The 17,747-nt window shown below is 72.1% G+C and carries 17 protein-coding genes; 5 read left to right on the top strand and 12 right to left on the bottom strand.

What is annotated here, in order from left to right; all coding sequences use genetic code 11:
- Positions 1-31 precede the first annotated feature (31 nt).
- The 7 genes from NITAL_RS03110 to NITAL_RS03080 all read right to left on the bottom strand — a co-directional run bounded on the left by NITAL_RS03110 (position 32) and on the right by NITAL_RS03080 (position 5,897).
- The gene (locus NITAL_RS03110; RefSeq protein ID WP_052664627.1) at positions 32-1,066 is read right to left on the bottom strand and encodes an NAD-dependent epimerase/dehydratase family protein; all 1,035 of its coding nucleotides are present in this window, start codon (positions 1,064-1,066) and stop codon (positions 32-34) included.
- Positions 1,045-1,743, bottom strand: a complete 699-nt coding sequence (locus tag NITAL_RS03105) for a sugar phosphate nucleotidyltransferase (RefSeq protein WP_052664625.1) — start codon at positions 1,741-1,743, stop codon at positions 1,045-1,047. The genes NITAL_RS03110 and NITAL_RS03105 overlap by 22 nt, the downstream gene beginning before the upstream one ends.
- An 8-nt stretch (positions 1,744-1,751) precedes the next feature.
- On the bottom strand, positions 1,752-2,711 hold the full coding sequence (locus NITAL_RS03100) for a UDP-glucuronic acid decarboxylase family protein (RefSeq protein ID WP_211262169.1): 960 nt from the start codon (positions 2,709-2,711) through the stop codon (positions 1,752-1,754).
- 99 nt (positions 2,712-2,810) lie between these two features.
- Positions 2,811-3,413, bottom strand: coding sequence for a hypothetical protein (locus tag NITAL_RS03095; protein WP_052664622.1), 603 nt, complete (start codon positions 3,411-3,413; stop codon positions 2,811-2,813).
- A 90-nt stretch (positions 3,414-3,503) separates the two neighbouring features.
- On the bottom strand, positions 3,504-4,241 hold the full coding sequence (locus NITAL_RS03090; protein ID WP_052664620.1) for a hypothetical protein: 738 nt from the start codon (positions 4,239-4,241) through the stop codon (positions 3,504-3,506).
- Between the two features lie 7 nt (positions 4,242-4,248).
- Complete coding sequence (locus NITAL_RS03085; RefSeq protein ID WP_281175586.1) at positions 4,249-4,866, bottom strand: RNA polymerase sigma factor; 618 nt, start codon at positions 4,864-4,866, stop codon at positions 4,249-4,251.
- 176 nt (positions 4,867-5,042) lie between these two features.
- The gene (locus NITAL_RS03080) at positions 5,043-5,897 is read right to left on the bottom strand and encodes a methylenetetrahydrofolate reductase (RefSeq protein WP_211262168.1); all 855 of its coding nucleotides are present in this window, start codon (positions 5,895-5,897) and stop codon (positions 5,043-5,045) included.
- A 284-nt stretch (positions 5,898-6,181) separates the two neighbouring features.
- On the opposite strand from NITAL_RS03080, the gene NITAL_RS03075 reads away from it, so the two are divergent.
- A complete protein-coding gene (locus NITAL_RS03075; protein WP_052664617.1) occupies positions 6,182-7,162 on the top strand; it encodes a helix-turn-helix transcriptional regulator in 981 nt (326 codons plus the stop codon).
- Positions 7,163-7,222: 60 nt separating this feature from the next.
- Here the strand turns inward: NITAL_RS03075 and NITAL_RS03070 are convergent, their stop codons facing one another.
- Positions 7,223-9,985 carry a bifunctional acetate--CoA ligase family protein/GNAT family N-acetyltransferase gene (locus tag NITAL_RS03070; RefSeq protein WP_052664615.1) on the bottom strand — a complete coding sequence of 921 codons (2,763 nt, stop codon included), beginning with the start codon at positions 9,983-9,985 and terminating at the stop codon, positions 7,223-7,225.
- Positions 9,986-10,170: 185 nt separating this feature from the next.
- On the opposite strand from NITAL_RS03070, the gene NITAL_RS03065 reads away from it, so the two are divergent.
- Complete coding sequence (locus tag NITAL_RS03065; RefSeq protein ID WP_052664613.1) at positions 10,171-10,791, top strand: nuclear transport factor 2-like protein; 621 nt, start codon at positions 10,171-10,173, stop codon at positions 10,789-10,791.
- A gap of 16 nt (positions 10,792-10,807) precedes the next feature.
- Here the strand turns inward: NITAL_RS03065 and NITAL_RS03060 are convergent, their stop codons facing one another.
- Positions 10,808-11,482, bottom strand: a complete 675-nt coding sequence (locus tag NITAL_RS03060; RefSeq protein ID WP_245617711.1) for a flavin reductase family protein — start codon at positions 11,480-11,482, stop codon at positions 10,808-10,810.
- A gap of 183 nt (positions 11,483-11,665) precedes the next feature.
- Here NITAL_RS03060 and NITAL_RS03055 point away from each other — a divergent pair, with 183 nt between their 5' ends.
- A complete protein-coding gene (locus NITAL_RS03055; RefSeq protein WP_052664611.1) occupies positions 11,666-11,875 on the top strand; it encodes a hypothetical protein in 210 nt (69 codons plus the stop codon).
- A gap of 93 nt (positions 11,876-11,968) precedes the next feature.
- Here the strand turns inward: NITAL_RS03055 and NITAL_RS26965 are convergent, their stop codons facing one another.
- A complete protein-coding gene (locus NITAL_RS26965) occupies positions 11,969-12,193 on the bottom strand; it encodes a hypothetical protein (protein WP_157041585.1) in 225 nt (74 codons plus the stop codon).
- Between the two features lie 145 nt (positions 12,194-12,338).
- Complete coding sequence (locus NITAL_RS03045; protein ID WP_052664608.1) at positions 12,339-16,016, bottom strand: methionine synthase; 3,678 nt, start codon at positions 16,014-16,016, stop codon at positions 12,339-12,341.
- 213 nt (positions 16,017-16,229) lie between these two features.
- Between NITAL_RS03045 and NITAL_RS03040 the strand changes: the two genes are divergently transcribed.
- The gene (locus NITAL_RS03040) at positions 16,230-16,607 is read left to right on the top strand and encodes a DUF3592 domain-containing protein (protein ID WP_052664606.1); all 378 of its coding nucleotides are present in this window, start codon (positions 16,230-16,232) and stop codon (positions 16,605-16,607) included.
- A gap of 130 nt (positions 16,608-16,737) precedes the next feature.
- Entirely contained in the window at positions 16,738-17,199 is a 462-nt protein-coding gene (locus NITAL_RS03035; protein ID WP_052664605.1) for a hypothetical protein, read from the top strand.
- Positions 17,200-17,299: 100 nt separating this feature from the next.
- Here the strand turns inward: NITAL_RS03035 and NITAL_RS28420 are convergent, their stop codons facing one another.
- A complete protein-coding gene (locus NITAL_RS28420; protein WP_157041584.1) occupies positions 17,300-17,461 on the bottom strand; it encodes a hypothetical protein in 162 nt (53 codons plus the stop codon).
- Positions 17,462-17,747: the final 286 nt, after the last annotated feature.

Below are 17,747 nucleotides of genomic sequence, written 5' to 3'. Positions count from 1 at the left end.
ACTGGCTGGACCAGTCTACCTCTACCGCCCGTCAGGTGCCACGGGCGAACCCGGGGACGAACGGGGAGGTGGGCAGCTCGAGCTCGGAGCGGTACCAATCGATGGTCCTCGCCAGCCCCTCCTCCAGGGTGAGGCGTGGACGCCAACCGAGCAGGTCCTGCGCGCGTGTCGCGTCGCAGTACATCCGCCAGATCTCGATGGGGCGGTCCGGCAGCGCACCGAACTCGGCCTCGACCGGGTCGCCCATCACCGCGAGGATGGTGCGCACCAGCTGCTGGATCGACACCTCCTGCCCGCACCCGAGGTTGCACAGCTGGCCCTCGAGGCCCTCCACCACGCCGAGCAGCAGGAAGCCCTCGACCAGGTCGTCGACGTGGTTGAACTCGCGGGTCTGACGCCCCTGGGTCAACTGGAGGCGATCACCGCGGAGGGCCCGGACGATCACCTCGGGGATGATGCGGTCGGGGGACTGCCCCGGCCCGTAGGCGTTGAACGGTCGCACCCGCACGATCGGCCAGCCCCGGGCGGTCGACCCGAGCCGGCAGAACTCCTCGGCGGCGTGCTTCGAGACCGCGTAGGGGGACACGGGGGCGGGGCGGTCGTCCTCGTGGAACGGGATGTCGATGGCGCCGTAGATCTCCGAGGTCCCGGTGTTGACGAAGCGGGTGTAGCCCGTGCCGTCGAGCGCCTCGAGGAGGTTGACGGTGCCCTGCACGTTGGTCTGGATGCACTCGTCGATCCGCGACCAGGACTTGCCGACGTGGGTGTAGGCGCCGAGGTGGTACACGACCTCCGGACGGGCGTCGCGGACGACGGCGCGCAGCGCGGTGCGGTCGGTGAGGTTGCCCTCGTGGAGGGTGATCGCGGACCGCAGGGCGGTCAGCCGGTGCGGGTAGACGCTGGAGACGGCCGAGCTGAGCACGTGCGTCTCGGCACCGACGTCGACGAGGGCGGCGGTCAGGTGCGAGCCGATGAAGCCCGACCCGCCGGTCACCAGGACCCGGCGGCCGGCGAGCTGATCGATCCGGGGGTCGCGGTCGCCGGTCACCTCGTCGGACGCAGCCACGGGGCCCCCTCCTGCGCGAGCTCGGTCAACTCCTGCGCGTCCTTGTAGGTGTCCATCGAGCGCCAGAAGCCGGTGTGCGGGTAGGCGTACAGCTCGCCGAGCTTGCCGAGCTCGGGCAGCACGTCGCGTTCGAGGTCAGGCCCCGTGAAGTGGTCGAACACCTGCGGTTCGAACACGAAGTAGCCCCCGTTGATGCGGCGGTCGGGTAGTCGCGGCTTCTCGCGGAAGGTCTCGACCTGGCCCGTCACGTCGGTCTCGAGGGTCCCGTACGGGGAGGGGAGGGGCACGCTGGTGAGGGTTGCCGCTCGGCCGTGGGCGGCGTGGAAAGCCTCGAGTGCGGCGAGGTCGACGTCGCCGAGCCCGTCGGCGTAGTTGGCGAAGAAGCGACCGTCGAGCAGGTGGCGGACGCCCACGATGCGGTCGGCGGTGTTGGCCTCCACGCCGGTGTCGACCACCTCGACGTCCCACGAGGACGGCAGCGTCGCCGCGAACTGCACGATCCGTTCGGCGAGGTAGCCGGCGGACAGCACGAACTCGGTCACGCCCTGGGCGGCGTACACCGCCAGGACGTGGGCCAGCACCGGCTCGCCGGCGACGTGCAGCAGGGGCTTGGGCACCACCTCGGTGTAGGGGTGGGCGCGGGTGCCCTTGCCGCCGCAGAGGATGACCGCTCGCATCGGCTCGATCAGGAGTGTCGCTGGTCTCGGAACCAGCGCACCGTGCGTTCGAGGCCCTCACGCAGGCCGATCCTCGGCTCCCAGCCCAGTTCGCGCTCGGCGACCGTCAGGTCGGGTTGTCGCACCTCGGGGTCGTCGACCGGGCGTGGGGTGGCCACGATCCGTGACGACGAGCCGGCGACGTCGCGGATGGTCTCGGCGAGCTGCCGCATCGGCACCTCCTCGGGGTTGCCGAGGTTGACCGGGTCGGTGTAGCCCGACACCAGCAACGCCAGGATGCCGTCGACGAGGTCGTCGACGTGGCACAGCGAGCGCGTCTGCGTCCCGTCGCCGTGCAGGGTGATGTCCTCGTCGTCGAGCGCCTGCGAGATGAAGGTGGGCACCGCCCGACCGTCGTCCATCCGCATGAACTCGCCGTAGGTGTTGAAGATCCTCACCACCCGCACGTCGACGTCGTGGCTGCGGTGGTAGGCGTAGGTCATCGCTTCGGCGAAGCGCTTGGCCTCGTCGTACACGCCGCGAGGGCCGATCGGGTTGACGTGACCCCAGTAGGTCTCGGGCTGGGGGTGGACCTGCGGGTCGCCGTACACCTCGGAGGTCGACGCGAGGAGGAGCGTCGCTCCCGTGGCGCGCGCCAGACCCAGCACCTTGTGGGTGCCGAGCGCTCCGACCTTCAAGGTCTGGATCGGCAGCTTGAGGTAGTCGATCGGCGAGGCCGGCGAGGCGAAGTGGAGGATCGCGTCGATCGGGCCGGGGACGTGGATGAAGTCGGTCACGTCGTGGTGGACGAACCGGAAGCCTTCCTGACCGAAGAGCGGCCCGAGGTTCTCGACCCGGCCGGTGATCAGGTTGTCGACCGCGGTGACGCGTGCGCCGCGCGCGAGCAGCCGGGTGCACAGGTGGGAGCCGAGGAAGCCGGCGCCACCGGTCACCACCACGTGCGTGCCGTCGATGCGTTCGTACCCCACGGGTCCTCCACGGCCGGTTCGCGCGTGGACCCTAACGGGTCCCAGCGGTGACGCCCCGGCCGGAGCCGGGGCGTCGTTGCGGTGCTGGTGTCGGGCGGATCAGCCGTTGCGGCCGCCGGCCGGGGTGCCCTCGGGGCGCTGCTCGTCGGCGTTGGCGGGGCCCGCCTCAGCCGCGTCCGTGCCAGCCTCGCCGTCGTCGCCGTCGTCGTCGCCAGCCTCGTCACGCTCGCCGGCGTCCTCGCGGGCCGCCTCGGCGACGCGCTGACCGTGGTCGCGGCCACCCTCGCGGGCGCTCTCGCTGACCTTCTGGCCGAAGTCCTCGTCGCCCGGCTCGGCCTGACCGTCGGTCAGGGCGGCGTGGACGCGCTCGGCGGTCTCGCTGCGCTCGCCGTCCTCGTCGCCCTCGCCGTCGTCGCCGTCGTCGTCACCGTCGAGGTCGCCGTCGTCCTCGCCGTCCTCGTCCTCACCGTCGTCGTCGAGGTCCAGGTCGAGGTCGAGATCCAGGTCGTCGTCGGCCTCGGCGCCCTCGGCCTCGGCGTCGTCACCGTCCTCGTCCTGCGCGGCGTCGGTCAGCGCGTCGCTGGCGCGATCGTCGGCCTGCTGGGCGGCGACGGTGACGCCACCGGCGGCCAGGACGGCGGCGCCGGCGGTCGCGGCCGCCTTCGAGCCGATGAGGGCGGAGAGGTTGCTCAGAAAGCTCACGGGGTGCTCCTCGTTGCGGATGGGATGTGATGGGATGTCAGGGGCGGGAACGTCGGGTGTGGGGTGCCCCGACGCGGTCCTGTCCGCTCGTCAGCGACTGCCATCGGCCGGCGGGGGCGCAGGACGTTGGTCCTGTGCGCTGTTCGCTCGTTGGTCCTGCGTGGGCGCATCCTCGGCGGGGGCGTCGCCCTCGGGCTCGCCGGTCCCGGTGCCCCCTGTGCTGCTCGACCTCGCGGGGTCGGACGGCTGCGGCCGACCATCGTCGGGGTGAGCAGGGGCCTCACCGGTCGCCGGCGGCCCGGGTGCCACGGGGGGCAGCGTGTCCGGTGCGCCGCCGGGGGCATCCTCGGGCGGTCCGGGGAGCGGGTCCGGCGACCGGGGGGGCACGGTCGCGGGCGCGTCCGGTCGGCCGACGTCCCCCGCCTCGGGAGCGGGGTCCACCGGAGCGGACCCCCTCGGTGCGGGCGCCGGCAGCTGATCGACGTAGGTCGGCAGGTCCGGCACCGCGTCCCGCACCGGCGCGGGGAACCAGACCGTCGACGAGGTGTCGATGATGTGCGGCTCCGCGTCCTGGCCTGCCGGAGCACCCGGCACGACCGGGGGCGTGGCCACCGCCGACAGGGCGGCGCCGGTGCCGGCGACGGCGAGCACGATGGCGACCGCGGTCCGCCGTACCGAGGGGCGTTCGGCCAGCGAGCGACGCAAGCGCCGGTGGCGTGCCGCGGTCACCTCGTCGGGCGCGACGAGCAGGTCGGTGCGGATCCGCTGCAACGCGGACGCCACCCGGTCGTCATCCGGGTCGAGCAGGTCGCGGAGATCATCGTCCATCGACTGGTCAGCGTCCTTCCGGTCGAACCGGGGTCACGCGCGGGCTGGGAGGGCCGCGACGGGGGGCGGTCGCGCGGTGGCCGCGCGCCGGGGCCGGTCCATCGCTCGCCGTGTTCGCCGGTACGGCCGCCACCGCGTCTGTGCCGTCGTGGCCGACACCGAGCTCGTCCCGCAGTCGCGCGATGGCGCGCTTCTGCAGCGCCTTGACCGCGTCGCGGCTGCGTCTGGTGACCACCGCGATCTCGGCTGCGGACAGGCCGCCGAGCAGGCGCAGCAGGAGCACCTCGCGCTGGTCCTCGCCGAGGCAGCCGAGGAGCGCGACCGTCTCGTCGGTGGCCGCGTCGGCCAGCACGGACAGGTCGGCCGCCGGGGTCGACGGTCCGGCGGCGTGCAGCCGCTCCGGGCTCGTCGGGTCGGCGGGTCGCCGGTCACGCGCACGGACGGCATCGAGGCCGCGGTGGTGGGCGATGGTCAGCACCCACGACCTGAACCCGCGCTCGTCCCCGTCGAACCGGGGCAGGCCCCGCACCACCTCCAGGAACGTCTCGCCGCAGACGTCCTCGGGGTCGGGGAACCCGCGCCCGCGCAGGTAGCCGAGCACGACCGGCGCCAGGTCGGCGTAGATGTCGTCCCACGCACGATCGCGGCCCCGTCGGGCCGCGCGCAGCGTCGGTTCGAATCGGTCGCCGAGCGTCCGGGTCCTCCTGCTCGATGCGACAGGGTCGCCGACCGGCTGGCCGGGAGCGTGCGGCCGCCCGTACGAACGGCCGGGGGGAGCATGTCAGACCCGCGGCGCGCAGGTCAGAGGTTCAGGTTCGCGTGGATCTCACGCGTCGCCGTGGACCGGTTCAGGGTGTAGAAGTGCAACCCGGGAGCGCCGGCGTCCAGCAGCTCCTGACACAGCTGGGTGGCGACGTCGACCCCGATCCGTCGCACCTCGGCCGGGTCGTCCTCGACCTTGTGCAGGCGTTCGGCGAGGTCGTTCGGGAAGGCGGCGCCCGACATCTCGGCCATGCGCACGATCTGCCCCACCGCGGTGACCGGCATGACGCCGGCCACCACCGGCGTGCGGCACCCGAGCGCGTCGAGGTCCTCGACCATCGCGAGGTAGTCCTGCACGCGGAAGAAGAACTGGGTCACGCCGAAGTCGGCGGCACACAGCTTCTCGGCCAGGAACCGGCGGTCGCTCGCCCGATCCGTCGCCAGCGGGTGGACCTCGGGGTGCGCCGCGACGCCGACCGAGAAGGCGTCGCCGCCGACCTCCCGGGCGAGGTGGACCAGCTCGATGGCGCGCTCGAGCTCCCACCAGCCCTCCTCGCCCCGAGGAGGGTCGCCCCGCAGGGCGAGGATGTTGGCCACACCGGCGTCCCGGTACCGGGCGAGGATGTCGCACAGCTCGTCGCGCTTGTGCCCGACGGCCGTCAGGTGCGCCATCGGGTTCATCGTCGTGTGCTCGAGGATGTCCACCACGATGCGGTGGGTGCGCTCGCGGGTCGAGCCGCCTGCGCCGTAGGTGACCGACACGAACGACGGGGCGAGCGGCTCGAGCTCGTGCAGGGTGTCGCGCAGGTTGCGCTCGCCGGCGTCGGTCTTCGGCGGGAAGAACTCGAACGACGTCGTCGGGCCGCTCGCGAGCAGCTCGTCGATGCGCGTCACGGGTCCACCTCGTCGTCGTCGGCGGGGGAGCCTACGGCGAGGTTCGACGCCACCTGGCACCGGGGCGGGCGGACCGTGGGAACCTCCGCCGTCGGCCCCGGCGGGTGCTTCGTCGTGCGGCGCGGAGCTCGTAGCGCGTGAGCGAGCGGCGTCGGGCCGCCTCCATCCGGTCATGGGCGAGCTGGTAGTCGTACTGCATCGGGAGGGTCCTCGATCGGGGACGTGCTCCCACCCTCCCGCGAACGAGGACACATCCCGTCCGCGTAGCGTGGGACACTCCCGACGTGGATCCCACCGTCCGGCTGCTCCGGCTCGTGGCGCTGCTCCAGCAGCGTCCCGAGTGGGCTGGGCCGGAGCTGGCCGACCGTCTCGAGGTGACCCCCCGGACCGTGCGCCGGGACATCTCCCGGCTGCGCGACCTCGGCTACGCCGTGGATGCCGTTCCCGCTCGCGGTGGCGGGTACCGGCTGCGCGCCGGCTCGGCGTTGCCGCCCCTGGTCCTCACCGACGACGAGGCGGTGGTCCTGGCCGTCGGTCTGCGCGCGGCGACGCTCAGTGGCGTGTCCGACTCGAGCGACACCGCCGTGTCGGCGCTCGCCAAGCTCGAGCAGCTGCTGCCGGGCCGGCTCCGCGCCCGCGTGGCGGCGCTGGGGGAGGACGTGATCAGCCTCGGCGGAGGCGCCGTCGGTGCGGCGACCGACCCGGCGGTCCTCGCGGCGTTGGCGCTCGCCTGTCGGCGGGCCGAGCGGGTCGCCTTGGCCTACACCGATGCGCGTGGTGCGACCACCCGTCGCGACGTCGACGCCTATCGGGTCGTGCACGCCGGTCACCGGTGGTACCTCGTCGCCCACGACGTCCGGCGGGCGGCGTGGCGGACGTTCCGGGTCGACCGGGTCGGCAGCGCCGAGCTCCTCGGTGGGCGGGCGGTGTTCGACGACCCTCCCGACGCAGGTGCGCTCGTGGCCGAAGCGGTCACCACCACGGTCTACCGGTGGATCGCGACGGTCCGGCTCGACCTGCCGGCACCGGTCGCTCGCCGCGCCATCCCGCCGACCGTCGGGCAGGTCGCCGCCGACACGGCGACCTCGGCCGTGCTGCGCCTCGGCGCGGACGACCTCGATTGGCTCGCGCGTTACCTCGTGGGGTTGACCTGCGACCTCGAGGTGCTCGACCCCCCCGAGCTGATCGACGCCCTCCGCGAGCTCGGCTCGCAGCTCGCCGTGACGGGCCCGCGGATCACGGGGCCCACCCCCGGCCCCGGCTGACGACGACGCGGGGAGAGGCGGGCGGACCGTGGGACCCCTGCGGCCGGTGCCAGGTGACGGTCACTCCACGGGGACGACCTTCATGCGGACGTCCACCGCGACCACGCCCTTGCCGTCCTCGCGGACGAACACCGGGTTGAGGTCGAGCTCGGCGACCTCGGGGACGTCCTCGACCATGGCGTTGATGCGGAAGAGCAGGTCCTTGAGGGCCGGGACGTCCGCGGGCGGTGAACCGCGGTACCCACGCAGCAGCGGCGCCATCCGCAGGTCGGTCAGCATCTCGTCGACGTCCCGGTCCGTCAGCGGCGTGATCCGCACGCTGACGTCACGGAGCAGCTCGACCAGCGTGCCCCCCATCCCCGTCAGGATGATCGGACCGAACGACGGATCGTGGGTCACACCGACGACCATCTCGACGCCGTCGCCGACCATCTCCTGGACCAGGTAGCTGTCGGCGTGCTGTTCGAGGCCGGCCTCGATGAGCGCTGCTCGGATGCGTTCCAGCGCCTCGCGCGCTTCGTCGGGCGTCGACAGTCCGAGCTGTACGCCGCCGACGTCGGCCTTGTGGATCGCCGCGGCGACCTTCACCGCCACCGGCACGCCGAACTCCTCCTGCGCGGCAGCTGCCTCGTCAGCCGTCGCGACCACCCGCGAACGCGCGAGGGGGACGCCGTAGGCCGACAGCAGACCCTCGGCCTCCGCCGACGTCAGCCAGCGACCACGGTTCGAGGCGTCGGAGGGCGTGTCGCTGGCCGTCTCGGCGGCGCTGGCGGTGTGGGGCCTGCCGATGAGCAGCTCACCGCCCGGACCGGTGGACGCGAGGGCGGCGTCGACGATGGCGCGGGCGCCGTCGCGGTCGAGTCCGTCCGGGTCGACCGGCTGGCCGAGCGGTCGCCGACGCCACGAGGCGTACCGTCCGATGCGTCCCATGGCGCGTGCCGCCGACTCGGGGAAGGCGAACGAGGGGATGCGCGCCTCGGCGAGTTCGGGGGTGATCCCCTCGGCCGACATGAACACGCTGATGACCGGCACGTCCTCGGGCAGCTTGCCCTTGGCCTGGACCAGCGCGTGCGCGACGTCGTCGGTCGCGGTGGTACCGGTCGGGATGAAGATGACGAACACCATGTCGATCTCGTCGGCGTTGCCGAGGATCTCGATGGACCGGCCGTAGGAGGCAGGTGACGCGCTGGCGATCATGTCGACCGGGTTGCCGATACCGGCCTCGGCGGGGAGGAACTCGCGCAGTTCCGCGAGCGTGCGGTCCGACAGCGGCGGCACCGTGAGGCCGTTGGACTCGAGCGCGTCGGCGGCCAGGATCCCCGGACCGCCCGCGTTGGTCAGGACGGCGACCTTGTCGCCCGACGGCAACCCCTGGCTGGCGAGCAGCGTGGCGACCTCGAACATCTCCTCGAGGGTGTCGGTGCGGATCACGCCCGTCTGGCGGAACAGCGCGTCGACGGCGGTGTCACCCGAGGAGATGGCCGCCGTGTGGCTCGACGCCGCCCGGACACCGGCCGTCGTACGGCCGGACTTGACCGCCACGATCGGCTTCTTGCGCGACACGCGGCGGGCGATGCGCGAGAACTTGCGCGGGTTCCCGAACGACTCGAGGTACATCAGGATGACGTCGGTGTCCTCGTCGTCCTCCCAGTACTGCAGCAGGTCGTTGCCGGAGATGTCCGCCTTGTTGCCCACCGACACGAACGTCGAGATGCCGAGGCCGAGCATGTCGACGTGCTCGAGGACGGCGAGGCCGAGCGCACCCGACTGCGACGACATCGACACCCGCCCCTCTTGGGGGAAGGTCTGCGAGAACGTCCCGTTCATCCGGACCGAGCCGTTGCCGTTGAGCAGACCCATGCAGTTGGGGCCGACGATCCGCAGGCCGTGCCCGCGGGCGCGTTCCATCAGCTCCTCCTGGAGCGCCTCACCGGTCTCGTCGACCTCGGCGAAGCCGGCGGAGATGACGCAGACCGCCTTCACCCCGAGCTCGCCGGCCTCGTCGACCACGTCGTTGACCAGCGGGGACGGGACGCAGACGAAGACGAGGTCGGGCACCGCGGGCAGGTCCCGGAGCGAGCCGTAGGCGGCGACGGACTGGACGTGGGGCGCGTTGGGGTTCACGGGGTAGACCACACCCTCGAACCCACCCTGCAGGATGTTGTCGAAGACCAGCCCGCCGATGGCCTGCTTGTTGCGAGAGGCGCCGACGACCGCGACCCGCTCGGGCCGCAGGAAGCGCGTGAGGGCGGCCTTGGCCGCCTCCTTCTCGGAGGCGGCGACCACATCGAGGAAGCGTTCGGTGAAGGCGAGCTCGAGGTCGCTGCGCACGATCCCCCCGAAGTCGCGATCCGAGTGGTACTCGAGCCCGAGCTCACGCACGAGGTTCAGCATCCGCACGTTGTCGGACAGGATGTCGCCGGTCAGGGTCTGCACGCCCGCATCCGCGGCCGCTTGGGCGACGTGGCGCACGAGCGCCGTGCCGATCCCCCGCCCCTGCTCGGCATCCTCGATGAGCGCGGCGAACTCGGCGTGATCGCGCTGGTCGGGGTCACGCTCGTACCGGGCGACGCCGACGATGCGCTCGAGCTCACCGCGGCCGCGGGTGGCGACGATCCCGAACTGCAGATCGGGGTCGAGATCGGTGAAACGGTGGACGTTGCCCTCGTTGAGGTCGAAGGTGCCGAGGAACCGTGCGCGACGCGATTCGGTGCTCGTGCGGGCCCACATGCCCAGCAGGGCACCCGCGTCGTCGGGGGTGATCGGGCGGATGAGCACGGTGGTGCCGTCGGGCAGCACGTGGTCGTGGCGGATCTCGTCCATCGGAACCTCTGTCGCGGCGGGAGGTGGTGGCATACCAGCTGAGCAGCGACCGTGTGCTGCGCGCACCCGGCATGCGGCCCTGGGATGGAAGCCCGAAGACCCCTTCCGTGCGACCGCCCGACGCGGCAGGATGCGAGGCACGTGGAGCTGACCCCGACCGAGGGGGCCGGCAGAGAGGACGTCTCGTGTCCGACCTCGACCCGAGGGACGCCGCCCTCGAGGCGCAACTGGACCGTCTCGATGACGCGGCGAGCGCTGGGACCGCCGCCGAGGAGACCGCGCCCGACCGCGGCACCTTCGACCCGGACACCGACGGGTTCGGCTTCCACCTCGACGACGATCCCGACCAGGCGATGGACCCGCTGGCCGATCCGGTCGAGGACCACGAGCACGCCGACGGGACCGACGTCGTCGACGCGTTGGTGGCTGCCTTCAACGGCCGCGACCTCGAGGACCTCGTCGAGCTGGTGGCGTCGGACGGCGAGGCGCCCGGGCTCCTCGGGTACGACCGTGCCAACCTGCCCGAAGCCGTGGCCGACCTGTGGAACCGTCGCCCCACGGTGCTGGTGACCCGAGGCGAACTGGCGTCAGACGGTGGACCCTGCGGGGTGCTGTGGGAGCACGACGGGACCGACTGGTGGCGGCTCGCGGTGGTGTCGGTCGACGACGTCCGCGACGGCTGCGTCGGCGTGCTGGAGTTCGCCGACGATCCCCACCTGGTCGAGCAGGTGGTCACCGAGACCCCCGACGAGGAGCTCGTCGAGGGCGCCAGGTGGCAGGAGTGGGAGGAAGGCACCGGCAGCTGACCGGCCACGCTCCGCGTCAGTCGCGGCGGGGGATGCGCTCATCGGGCGGCTGCCCCTGGACCTGCTCCCAGCTCGGGCGTGGCAGCTTGAACACCTCACCGAGCTCGCCGTAGCTCGTGCCGGCCAGACGGCCGACGGGGCGCAGCAGCTCGGGGTCGATGCGCCCGTCGCGCCACACGTCCGGTGCCACGTGGATGTGGACCACCTCGCCGACGACGAGGTTGCCGTTGCCGACTGGCAGTTCGTGGACCAGGCGACACTCGAGGTGGGCCTTGGCCGCGGCCACGCGCGGTGGCGCGACGACGGTGGAGGGGGCCTCCTCGAGCCCGAACCAGGCGAACTCGTCCTCGCCGTGCGGGAGGTCGGCGGAGGTCGCGTTCATCGGTTCGAGGACGTGCTCGGTGACGAGGTTGACCACGAACTCGCCGCTCGCCCGCACGTTGCGCAGCGTGTCCTTCTCGCCGATCGAACTGAAGACCACGTGCGGCGGGTCGTGACTCACCACGTTGAAGTACGAGTGCGGTGCGACGTTGCGCACTCCGTCGTCCCCGACGGTGGAGACCCACGCGATCGGGCGCGGGATCACGAGGCCGGTCATGACGAAGTAGATCTGGCGTGCCTGCCAGTCGGCCGGCGACAGCTCGAGGTCGGTGTCGAGCCGATCCGGTGGCGCCGGGTGGGAGGAGGTCACGGTCAACCTGTCACGTCAGGGCCCGGTGGGTGCTCGGGAGGCTAGGCAGCCACCGTCCGGTCGTCCGTACAGGTGCGATGGGCCAGCGCTGTCCGGCCGTGTGGGCGGTCCCGGGCGCCCCACGCGGCAGGCACGGTGGGGGTGAGGCGCTGGAACGGCCGGCGCGAGACCGAGGAGGACCACGTGAGCGACAACACCGGCGAGAAGATCAAGGGTGTCGCCAAGGAGGCGGCCGGGAAGGTCACCGGCTCCGACGAGATGAAGCACGAGGGCGAGCAGCAGCAGAAGAAGGCCCAGAAGGACGACGAGGCGGCGCGCCTCGAGGCCGAGGCCCAGGCCAAGAAGCAACAGGCTGCCGGGCATGAGGGCCAGCAGCGCAAGCACCAGAACTGATCCGTCCGGACACCACGAGCCGGCCCTGAGGGGCCGGCTCGGCTCGTGTGTCCGAGAGCGCCGAGGCCGTGGGTGGTGGCCGTCGCCCTCGGATCAACCCGGGCTACCGGCGGGCGAGCGTGGGTCGTCGATCGGGCCACCGGCGGTGGCGGACACGTCGTAGGTCCGGCCCTGCTGATCCTGCTTGCGTCCCTGGAGGAACTGGAAGATCCCGATCGCCGCAGCGACCAGCAGGACCGGGACGCGCAGCGGTGGCGGCAGGACCCGCCACGCACGGCGGAGCCAGGGCAGAGCGGCGATGATGGCCTGCGGGTTCACGGAGGGCTCCTCGTCGGACCGTCGGACGCCCACGCTACCGGCGAGGTGGACCTCGCCCGTGGCCGACCGACCCCCGGACGGCCACCCTCGCCTCCGGGTGGTGGACGACCCGATCCGCGCCACACCCTCCGGCTGGCGTGGTGGTCTACCTGGCGTTGAAGTACTTCGCCTCCGGGTGGTGGACGACGATCGCGGAGGTGGACTGCTCGGGGTGGAGCATGAACTCCTCGGTGAGCTCGACGCCGATCTGCGACGGGTCCACGAGCTCGAACAGCTGCTCCTGCATCTCGAGGTCCGGACAGGCGGCGTACCCGAACGAGTAGCGCGACCCGCGGTAGCCCTGACGGAACCAGTCCTGAGGCGTCGGGCCGTCGTGGCCCGCGATGCCGAGCTCCTCGCGGATGCGGCGGTGCCACAGCTCGGCCAGCGCCTCGGCCATCTCGACCCCGAACCCGTGCGCGAACAGGTAGTCCTGGTAGCGATCCTGCGCGAACAGGTCCTGGGCGACCTCGCTGATGCGGTGGCCCATCGTCACGACCTGCACGCCGAGCACGTCCACCTCGCCGCTGTCGACGGGACGGAAGAAGTCGCCGATGTTGAGGAACCGACCGCGGTCCTGGCGGGGGAAGGCGAAGCGCACCAGCTCGCGCTGCAGCGGAGCATCCGGGTGCCACACCACCAGGTCGTCGCCGTCGCCGTTGGCCGGGTAGTAGCCGTACACCACCTCGGGGGTGATGACCTTCTCGGCCTTGGCCCGCGCCAGCCACTCGCGCAGGACCGGGCGGGCCTTCTCCTCCAGCAGCTGGGCGTACTCGTCGGGCGAGCCGTCACCGGGCCCGAACCCCCACTGGTTGCGGAACAGCGCGACCTCGTTGAGCAGCGGCGCGACCTCGTCGACGGGGACGCCGCGCACGACCCGCTGGCCCCAGAACGGCGGAGCAGGCACGTCGACGTCGGTCGCGACCGTCGACCGGGGACGGCCCTGCGCGTCCACGGCTGGCGGCGCTTCGGGTGCCCGCTGGCGGGTCGGCTTGCGCCGCTCGCGCCGTTCACCGAAGCCCTCGGGGATCTCGGCCGCCGGGTCGTCACCGGCCATCACGGTGTCGAGGACACTCAGGCCCTCGAACGCGTCCTTGCAGTAGAAGACCTGGCCCTCGTAGATCGCGCGCAGGTCGTCCTCGACGTACCCGCGGGTGAGCGCCGCACCGCCGAGCAGGACCGGGTACCGGGCCAGCCCGCGGACGTTCATCTCCTCGAGGTTGTCCTTCATGATCACGGTGGACTTGACCAGCAGACCCGACATCCCGATCGCGTCGACCCCGTGCTCCTCGGCCGCGTGCAGGATCGTGTCGATCGGCTGCTTGATCCCGAGGTTGTGCACCTCGTAGCCGTTGTTGCGCAGGATGATGTCGACCAGGTTCTTGCCGATGTCGTGCACGTCGCCCTTCACGGTGGCGAGCACGATCGAGCCCTTGTTCGACGACCCGCCGCCGGAGGCCTCGATGTGGGGCTCGAGGTAGGCGACCGCCGTCTTCATCGCCTCGGCCGACTGCAGCACGAACGGCAGCTGCATGGCGCCCGAGGCGAACAGTTGCCCGACCTCCTTCATACCGCCGAGCAGGTGGGTGTTGATGATGTCCAACGGTGGCGTGTCGGCGAGGGCCTCGTCGAGGTCGGCCTCCAGGCCCTCGCGCTCGCCGTCGACGATGCGTCGGTGCAGCCGCTGGTCGATCGGCAGGCTCGCGAGCTCCTCGCGGTCGTCCTGCTCGACCTCCCCCTCGAACAGCGCCATGAAGTGGTGCAACGGGTCGTACTTGGCGCCCTGCGTCGCTGCGCCCTCGGACGTGCCTGCCTCGCCACGGCGGTCGTGGACGAGGTCGAGCGCCGTAGCGACCTGCTCGTCGGGGATGCGGTGCAGCGGCAGGATCTTGCCGGGGTGCACGATCGCGGAGGTCAACCCGCGGTCGACCGCCTCCTTCAGGAACACCGAGTTGAGGACCTGCCGCGCCGCCGCCGACAGCCCGAACGAGACGTTCGACACCCCGAGGGTCGTCCCGCACCCGGGGATCAGCTGGCTGATGCGCTCGATCGCCTCCAGGGTCTCCAGCGCGTCACGGCGCAGGTCCTCCTGACCCGACCCGAGGGGGAAGGTGAGGCAGTCGAAGATGAGGTCCTGTGGCTCCAGGCCGAACTCGTCGATGGCGATCTCGGCCACCCGCTGGCTGACCTGGACCTTCCAGTCGGCGGTGCGGGCCTGGCCCTCCTCGTCGATGGCGAGCACGACCACCGCCGCCCCGTAGCGCTTGGCCAGCGGCAGCAGCAGGTCGGCCTTGTTGCGCCCGTCCTCGAGGTTCACCGAGTTGATGACGGCCCGCCCCCCGAGGCGGAGCAGCGCCGCCTCGACCACGTCCGACTGGGTCGAGTCGATCACCAGCGGCAGGGTCGACTGGGTGGCGTAGCGGTCCACCACCTCGATCATGTCGGGCGCACCCTCGCGGCCGACGTAGTCCACGCAGACGTCCAGGACGTGGGCGCCCTCGCGGGTCTGGGACTTGGCCAGCGCGACCGTGCCGTCCCAGTCCTCGGCGAGGAGGATCTCGCGGAACGCCTTCGAGCCGTTGGCGTTCGCCCGCTCACCGATGGCCAGGAACGCGGTGTCCTGTTCGAGCGGGACGGCGCTGTACAGCGACGCGAGCGACGGCCGGTACTCGACGGTCACCGGGGTCGGCGCTGGCGCGCCTCCCGGCCCCTCCATCGGCCGCCCTCCAGAAGCATCCGGGAGCACCAGGGAGCCGGCGAAGCCCGGCTTGGCCTGGTCGGGTCGGTCCAGCACGCGTGGTCGGGGCGCGAGGTCCGCGACCGCCTCGACGACCGCGGCGATGTGGTCCGGCGTGGTGCCGCAACAGCCACCGACGATGGAGACGCCGAGGTCGGTGACGAACTCCCGCTGTGCCTGGGCGAGCCCGGCCGGGTCCAGCGGGTAGACCGTCGCCCCGTCGATCAGCTCCGGCATCCCGGCGTTGGGCAGGACGCTGAGCGGCAGCCGGGACGCGCGCGACAGGGTGCGGACGTGCTCGCGCATGTCCTCGGGGCCCGTCGCACAGTTCATCCCGAGCAGGTCGAGGCTCAGCGGGTCGAGCGCGGCGAGGGCGGCCAGCGGTTCGGTCCCGAGGAGCATCGTGTTGATGTCCTTCTCGATGGTGAACTGCACCGCCAGCGGTACCCGGCTCCCGCGCTCCTCGAAGACGTCGTTGGCGGCAGCGACGGCCGCCTTGATCTGGAGCAGGTCGAAGCTGGTCTCGATCCAGATCACGTCGGTGCCGCCGTCGAGCAGCGCCCGGATCTGGCGGCGGTAGCCGTCCTCCATCGTCGGGACGTCGATGAAGTCCTTGGTGGTCGCGGGGTCCTTGCCGAGCGACAGCGTGGGGGAGCGGGTGCCCGGCCCGATGGAGCCGATGACGAACCGTGGACGGTCGGGGGTCGAGTAGGCGTCGGCCGCGGCACGGGCGAGCAGGGCCGCCTTCTCGTTCAGCTCCTCGGTGCGGTCGCCGAGGCCGTACTCGTCGAGCACCCACGGCGCGCCGCCGAACGTGTCGGTCTCGACCGCGTCGCACCCCACCTCGAGGAACGAGCGGTGGACCGCCTCGACGACGTCGGGCCGGGTGTCGACCAGGATCTCGTTGCACCCCTCGAGGTCGCTCGACCCGAAGTCGTCGGCCGTCAGGTCGGCGTCCTGCAGCGAGGTGCCCATCGCCCCGTCGAGCACCATGACGCGGCGCCGGAGCGCGTCGAGGAAGGGGTGCGCGTCGAGAGGGGGCAGCATCGTCGGTCCGAGGGGTCGCGAGCGGTCCTGGGCTGCAGGTGAGCGGCACCGGGACGAGCGCGGGACCGAGACTTCGGACCGCAGACGACGGGGAGGATACCCGCGCGAGCGGAGCGGCTTCCAACCCGACCGGGACAACCTGGCCAACAGCTAGCGTGCGGCCGGCCGACCGGGGGACCGACGCTGCCCGACCCCAACCGCCCCATCCTCCTGATGCTGCTCGTCGCGGCGCTCCTCGCCGCGGCGGCGGTCACGCGCCGGTCGCGTCGTCGGCGCCGCCTCGCCGGGTGGACCCACACCACGGGCGAGGTCGTGGCCGAGGAGGGGGTCCTCAACACCCGCGCCTCGGCGCGCTCGTTCCTGCCCGTCGTGAGGTTGAGGTTCACCACCCCCGACGGTCAGGTCGTCGAAGCGACGCCGAGGTCGGGCACCTACGCGGGCGGGAGCCGCGTCGGGCGGGCGGTGACGGTCGTCTACGACCCGCAGGAGCCGACCCGGTTCGACGCGTGGCCGGGCCGTGACCGGACCGGTTGGCTGCTGGGCGGGGTCGCGCTCGGTCTGGTCGCACTGGCAGCGTTGGCGCAGCTGTGACCGGGATGCTCCACCGGCCGGCGGTGCGGGCTGCCGCCGGAGGGCGCCACCGGCCGGCGGCGCGGGCTGCCGCCGGAGGGTCCGAGCGACGAACTTGCCTCGCCCGAGCGACCCCGCGAGGCTGCCCGCCATGGCCATCTTCACGCGCAAGCCCGAGCTGCCCGCCGACCTCCACGATGCGTGGTGGTCCTTCCTCGACTGCGCCGAGGTGATCGAGGGCGGCCGCCGGGTGCTGCTCGGCACGCTGCCCACCGGCCGGGTCGAGCCGGCGCCGATCGCGGTGGGCCTCGACTCCATGCGGCAGGCGATCCGCGACGCCCGCGAGTGGATGCCGCGGTGGCGGGTCACCGAGGCAGCCGGCGGCGCGGACCCGGACGCCGTCGAGGACCTCGCCCACGCGTGGGGGAAGGCGAACGCGTCGCTCGACGAGGCTGAGACGGGCTGCGAACACGTCGCCGAGGTCGCGGCGTCGACCCGTGAGCTCGAGGAGCTGCTGACCGCCTTCCAGGACGTCATCGATCCCCTGGACAGCTTCTCGGACGCCGAACGCGCCTGGCGCCGCGCCTGGCGCCTGCCGCGGCAGCGGCACTGACGGCCGCCAGATCTGCCGTCGTCTCGAGCTGTGGACGACCCTGCCGGATGCTCCGAAGGGCCCCGGCTCCTGTCGGGCGCGCCCACCGCGTGCCCACAGGTCAGGGGTCGCTTCCCGGTGGATCGGCCCGCTCGGCCAACGAGACCGCCATTCGCCAGCGTCGCTCGAACTGCAGATCCATCACGAGCCGACCCGTGATGAGCACCGTCGCGAGTATCGCGAGGGACTGCCACGGGGCGGTGGTGTCCAGGAGGATCACCACCGCGAGAACGATGAGCGCAACCACACTTCCCAGGGCCAGCGGCACCCGACGTCGCGTCGCCTTCCTGAGCTGAGGGGTCATGAGCGCCGACTGCACCAAGGCAACCTCGGCACTTCGGGGCACTTGCCCGTTGTAGGCCGACCGTTGCACCTGTGCCCTTTGCTCCTCGTCCATTCGATCCCATAGATCAGATGCCAGAGACCCCGGCGGTGGAGACATCTCTGACAAACGGAGTAGGCTGGAGTCCAAGTGATCCAATCTATTTCGTAGTGCAGCTAGGATGCGC

The sequence above is a fragment of the Nitriliruptor alkaliphilus DSM 45188 genome (genome assembly GCF_000969705.1).
GTDB lineage: Bacteria > Actinomycetota > Nitriliruptoria > Nitriliruptorales > Nitriliruptoraceae > Nitriliruptor > Nitriliruptor alkaliphilus.
This window is presented reverse-complemented; position numbering and strand designations above follow the sequence as displayed.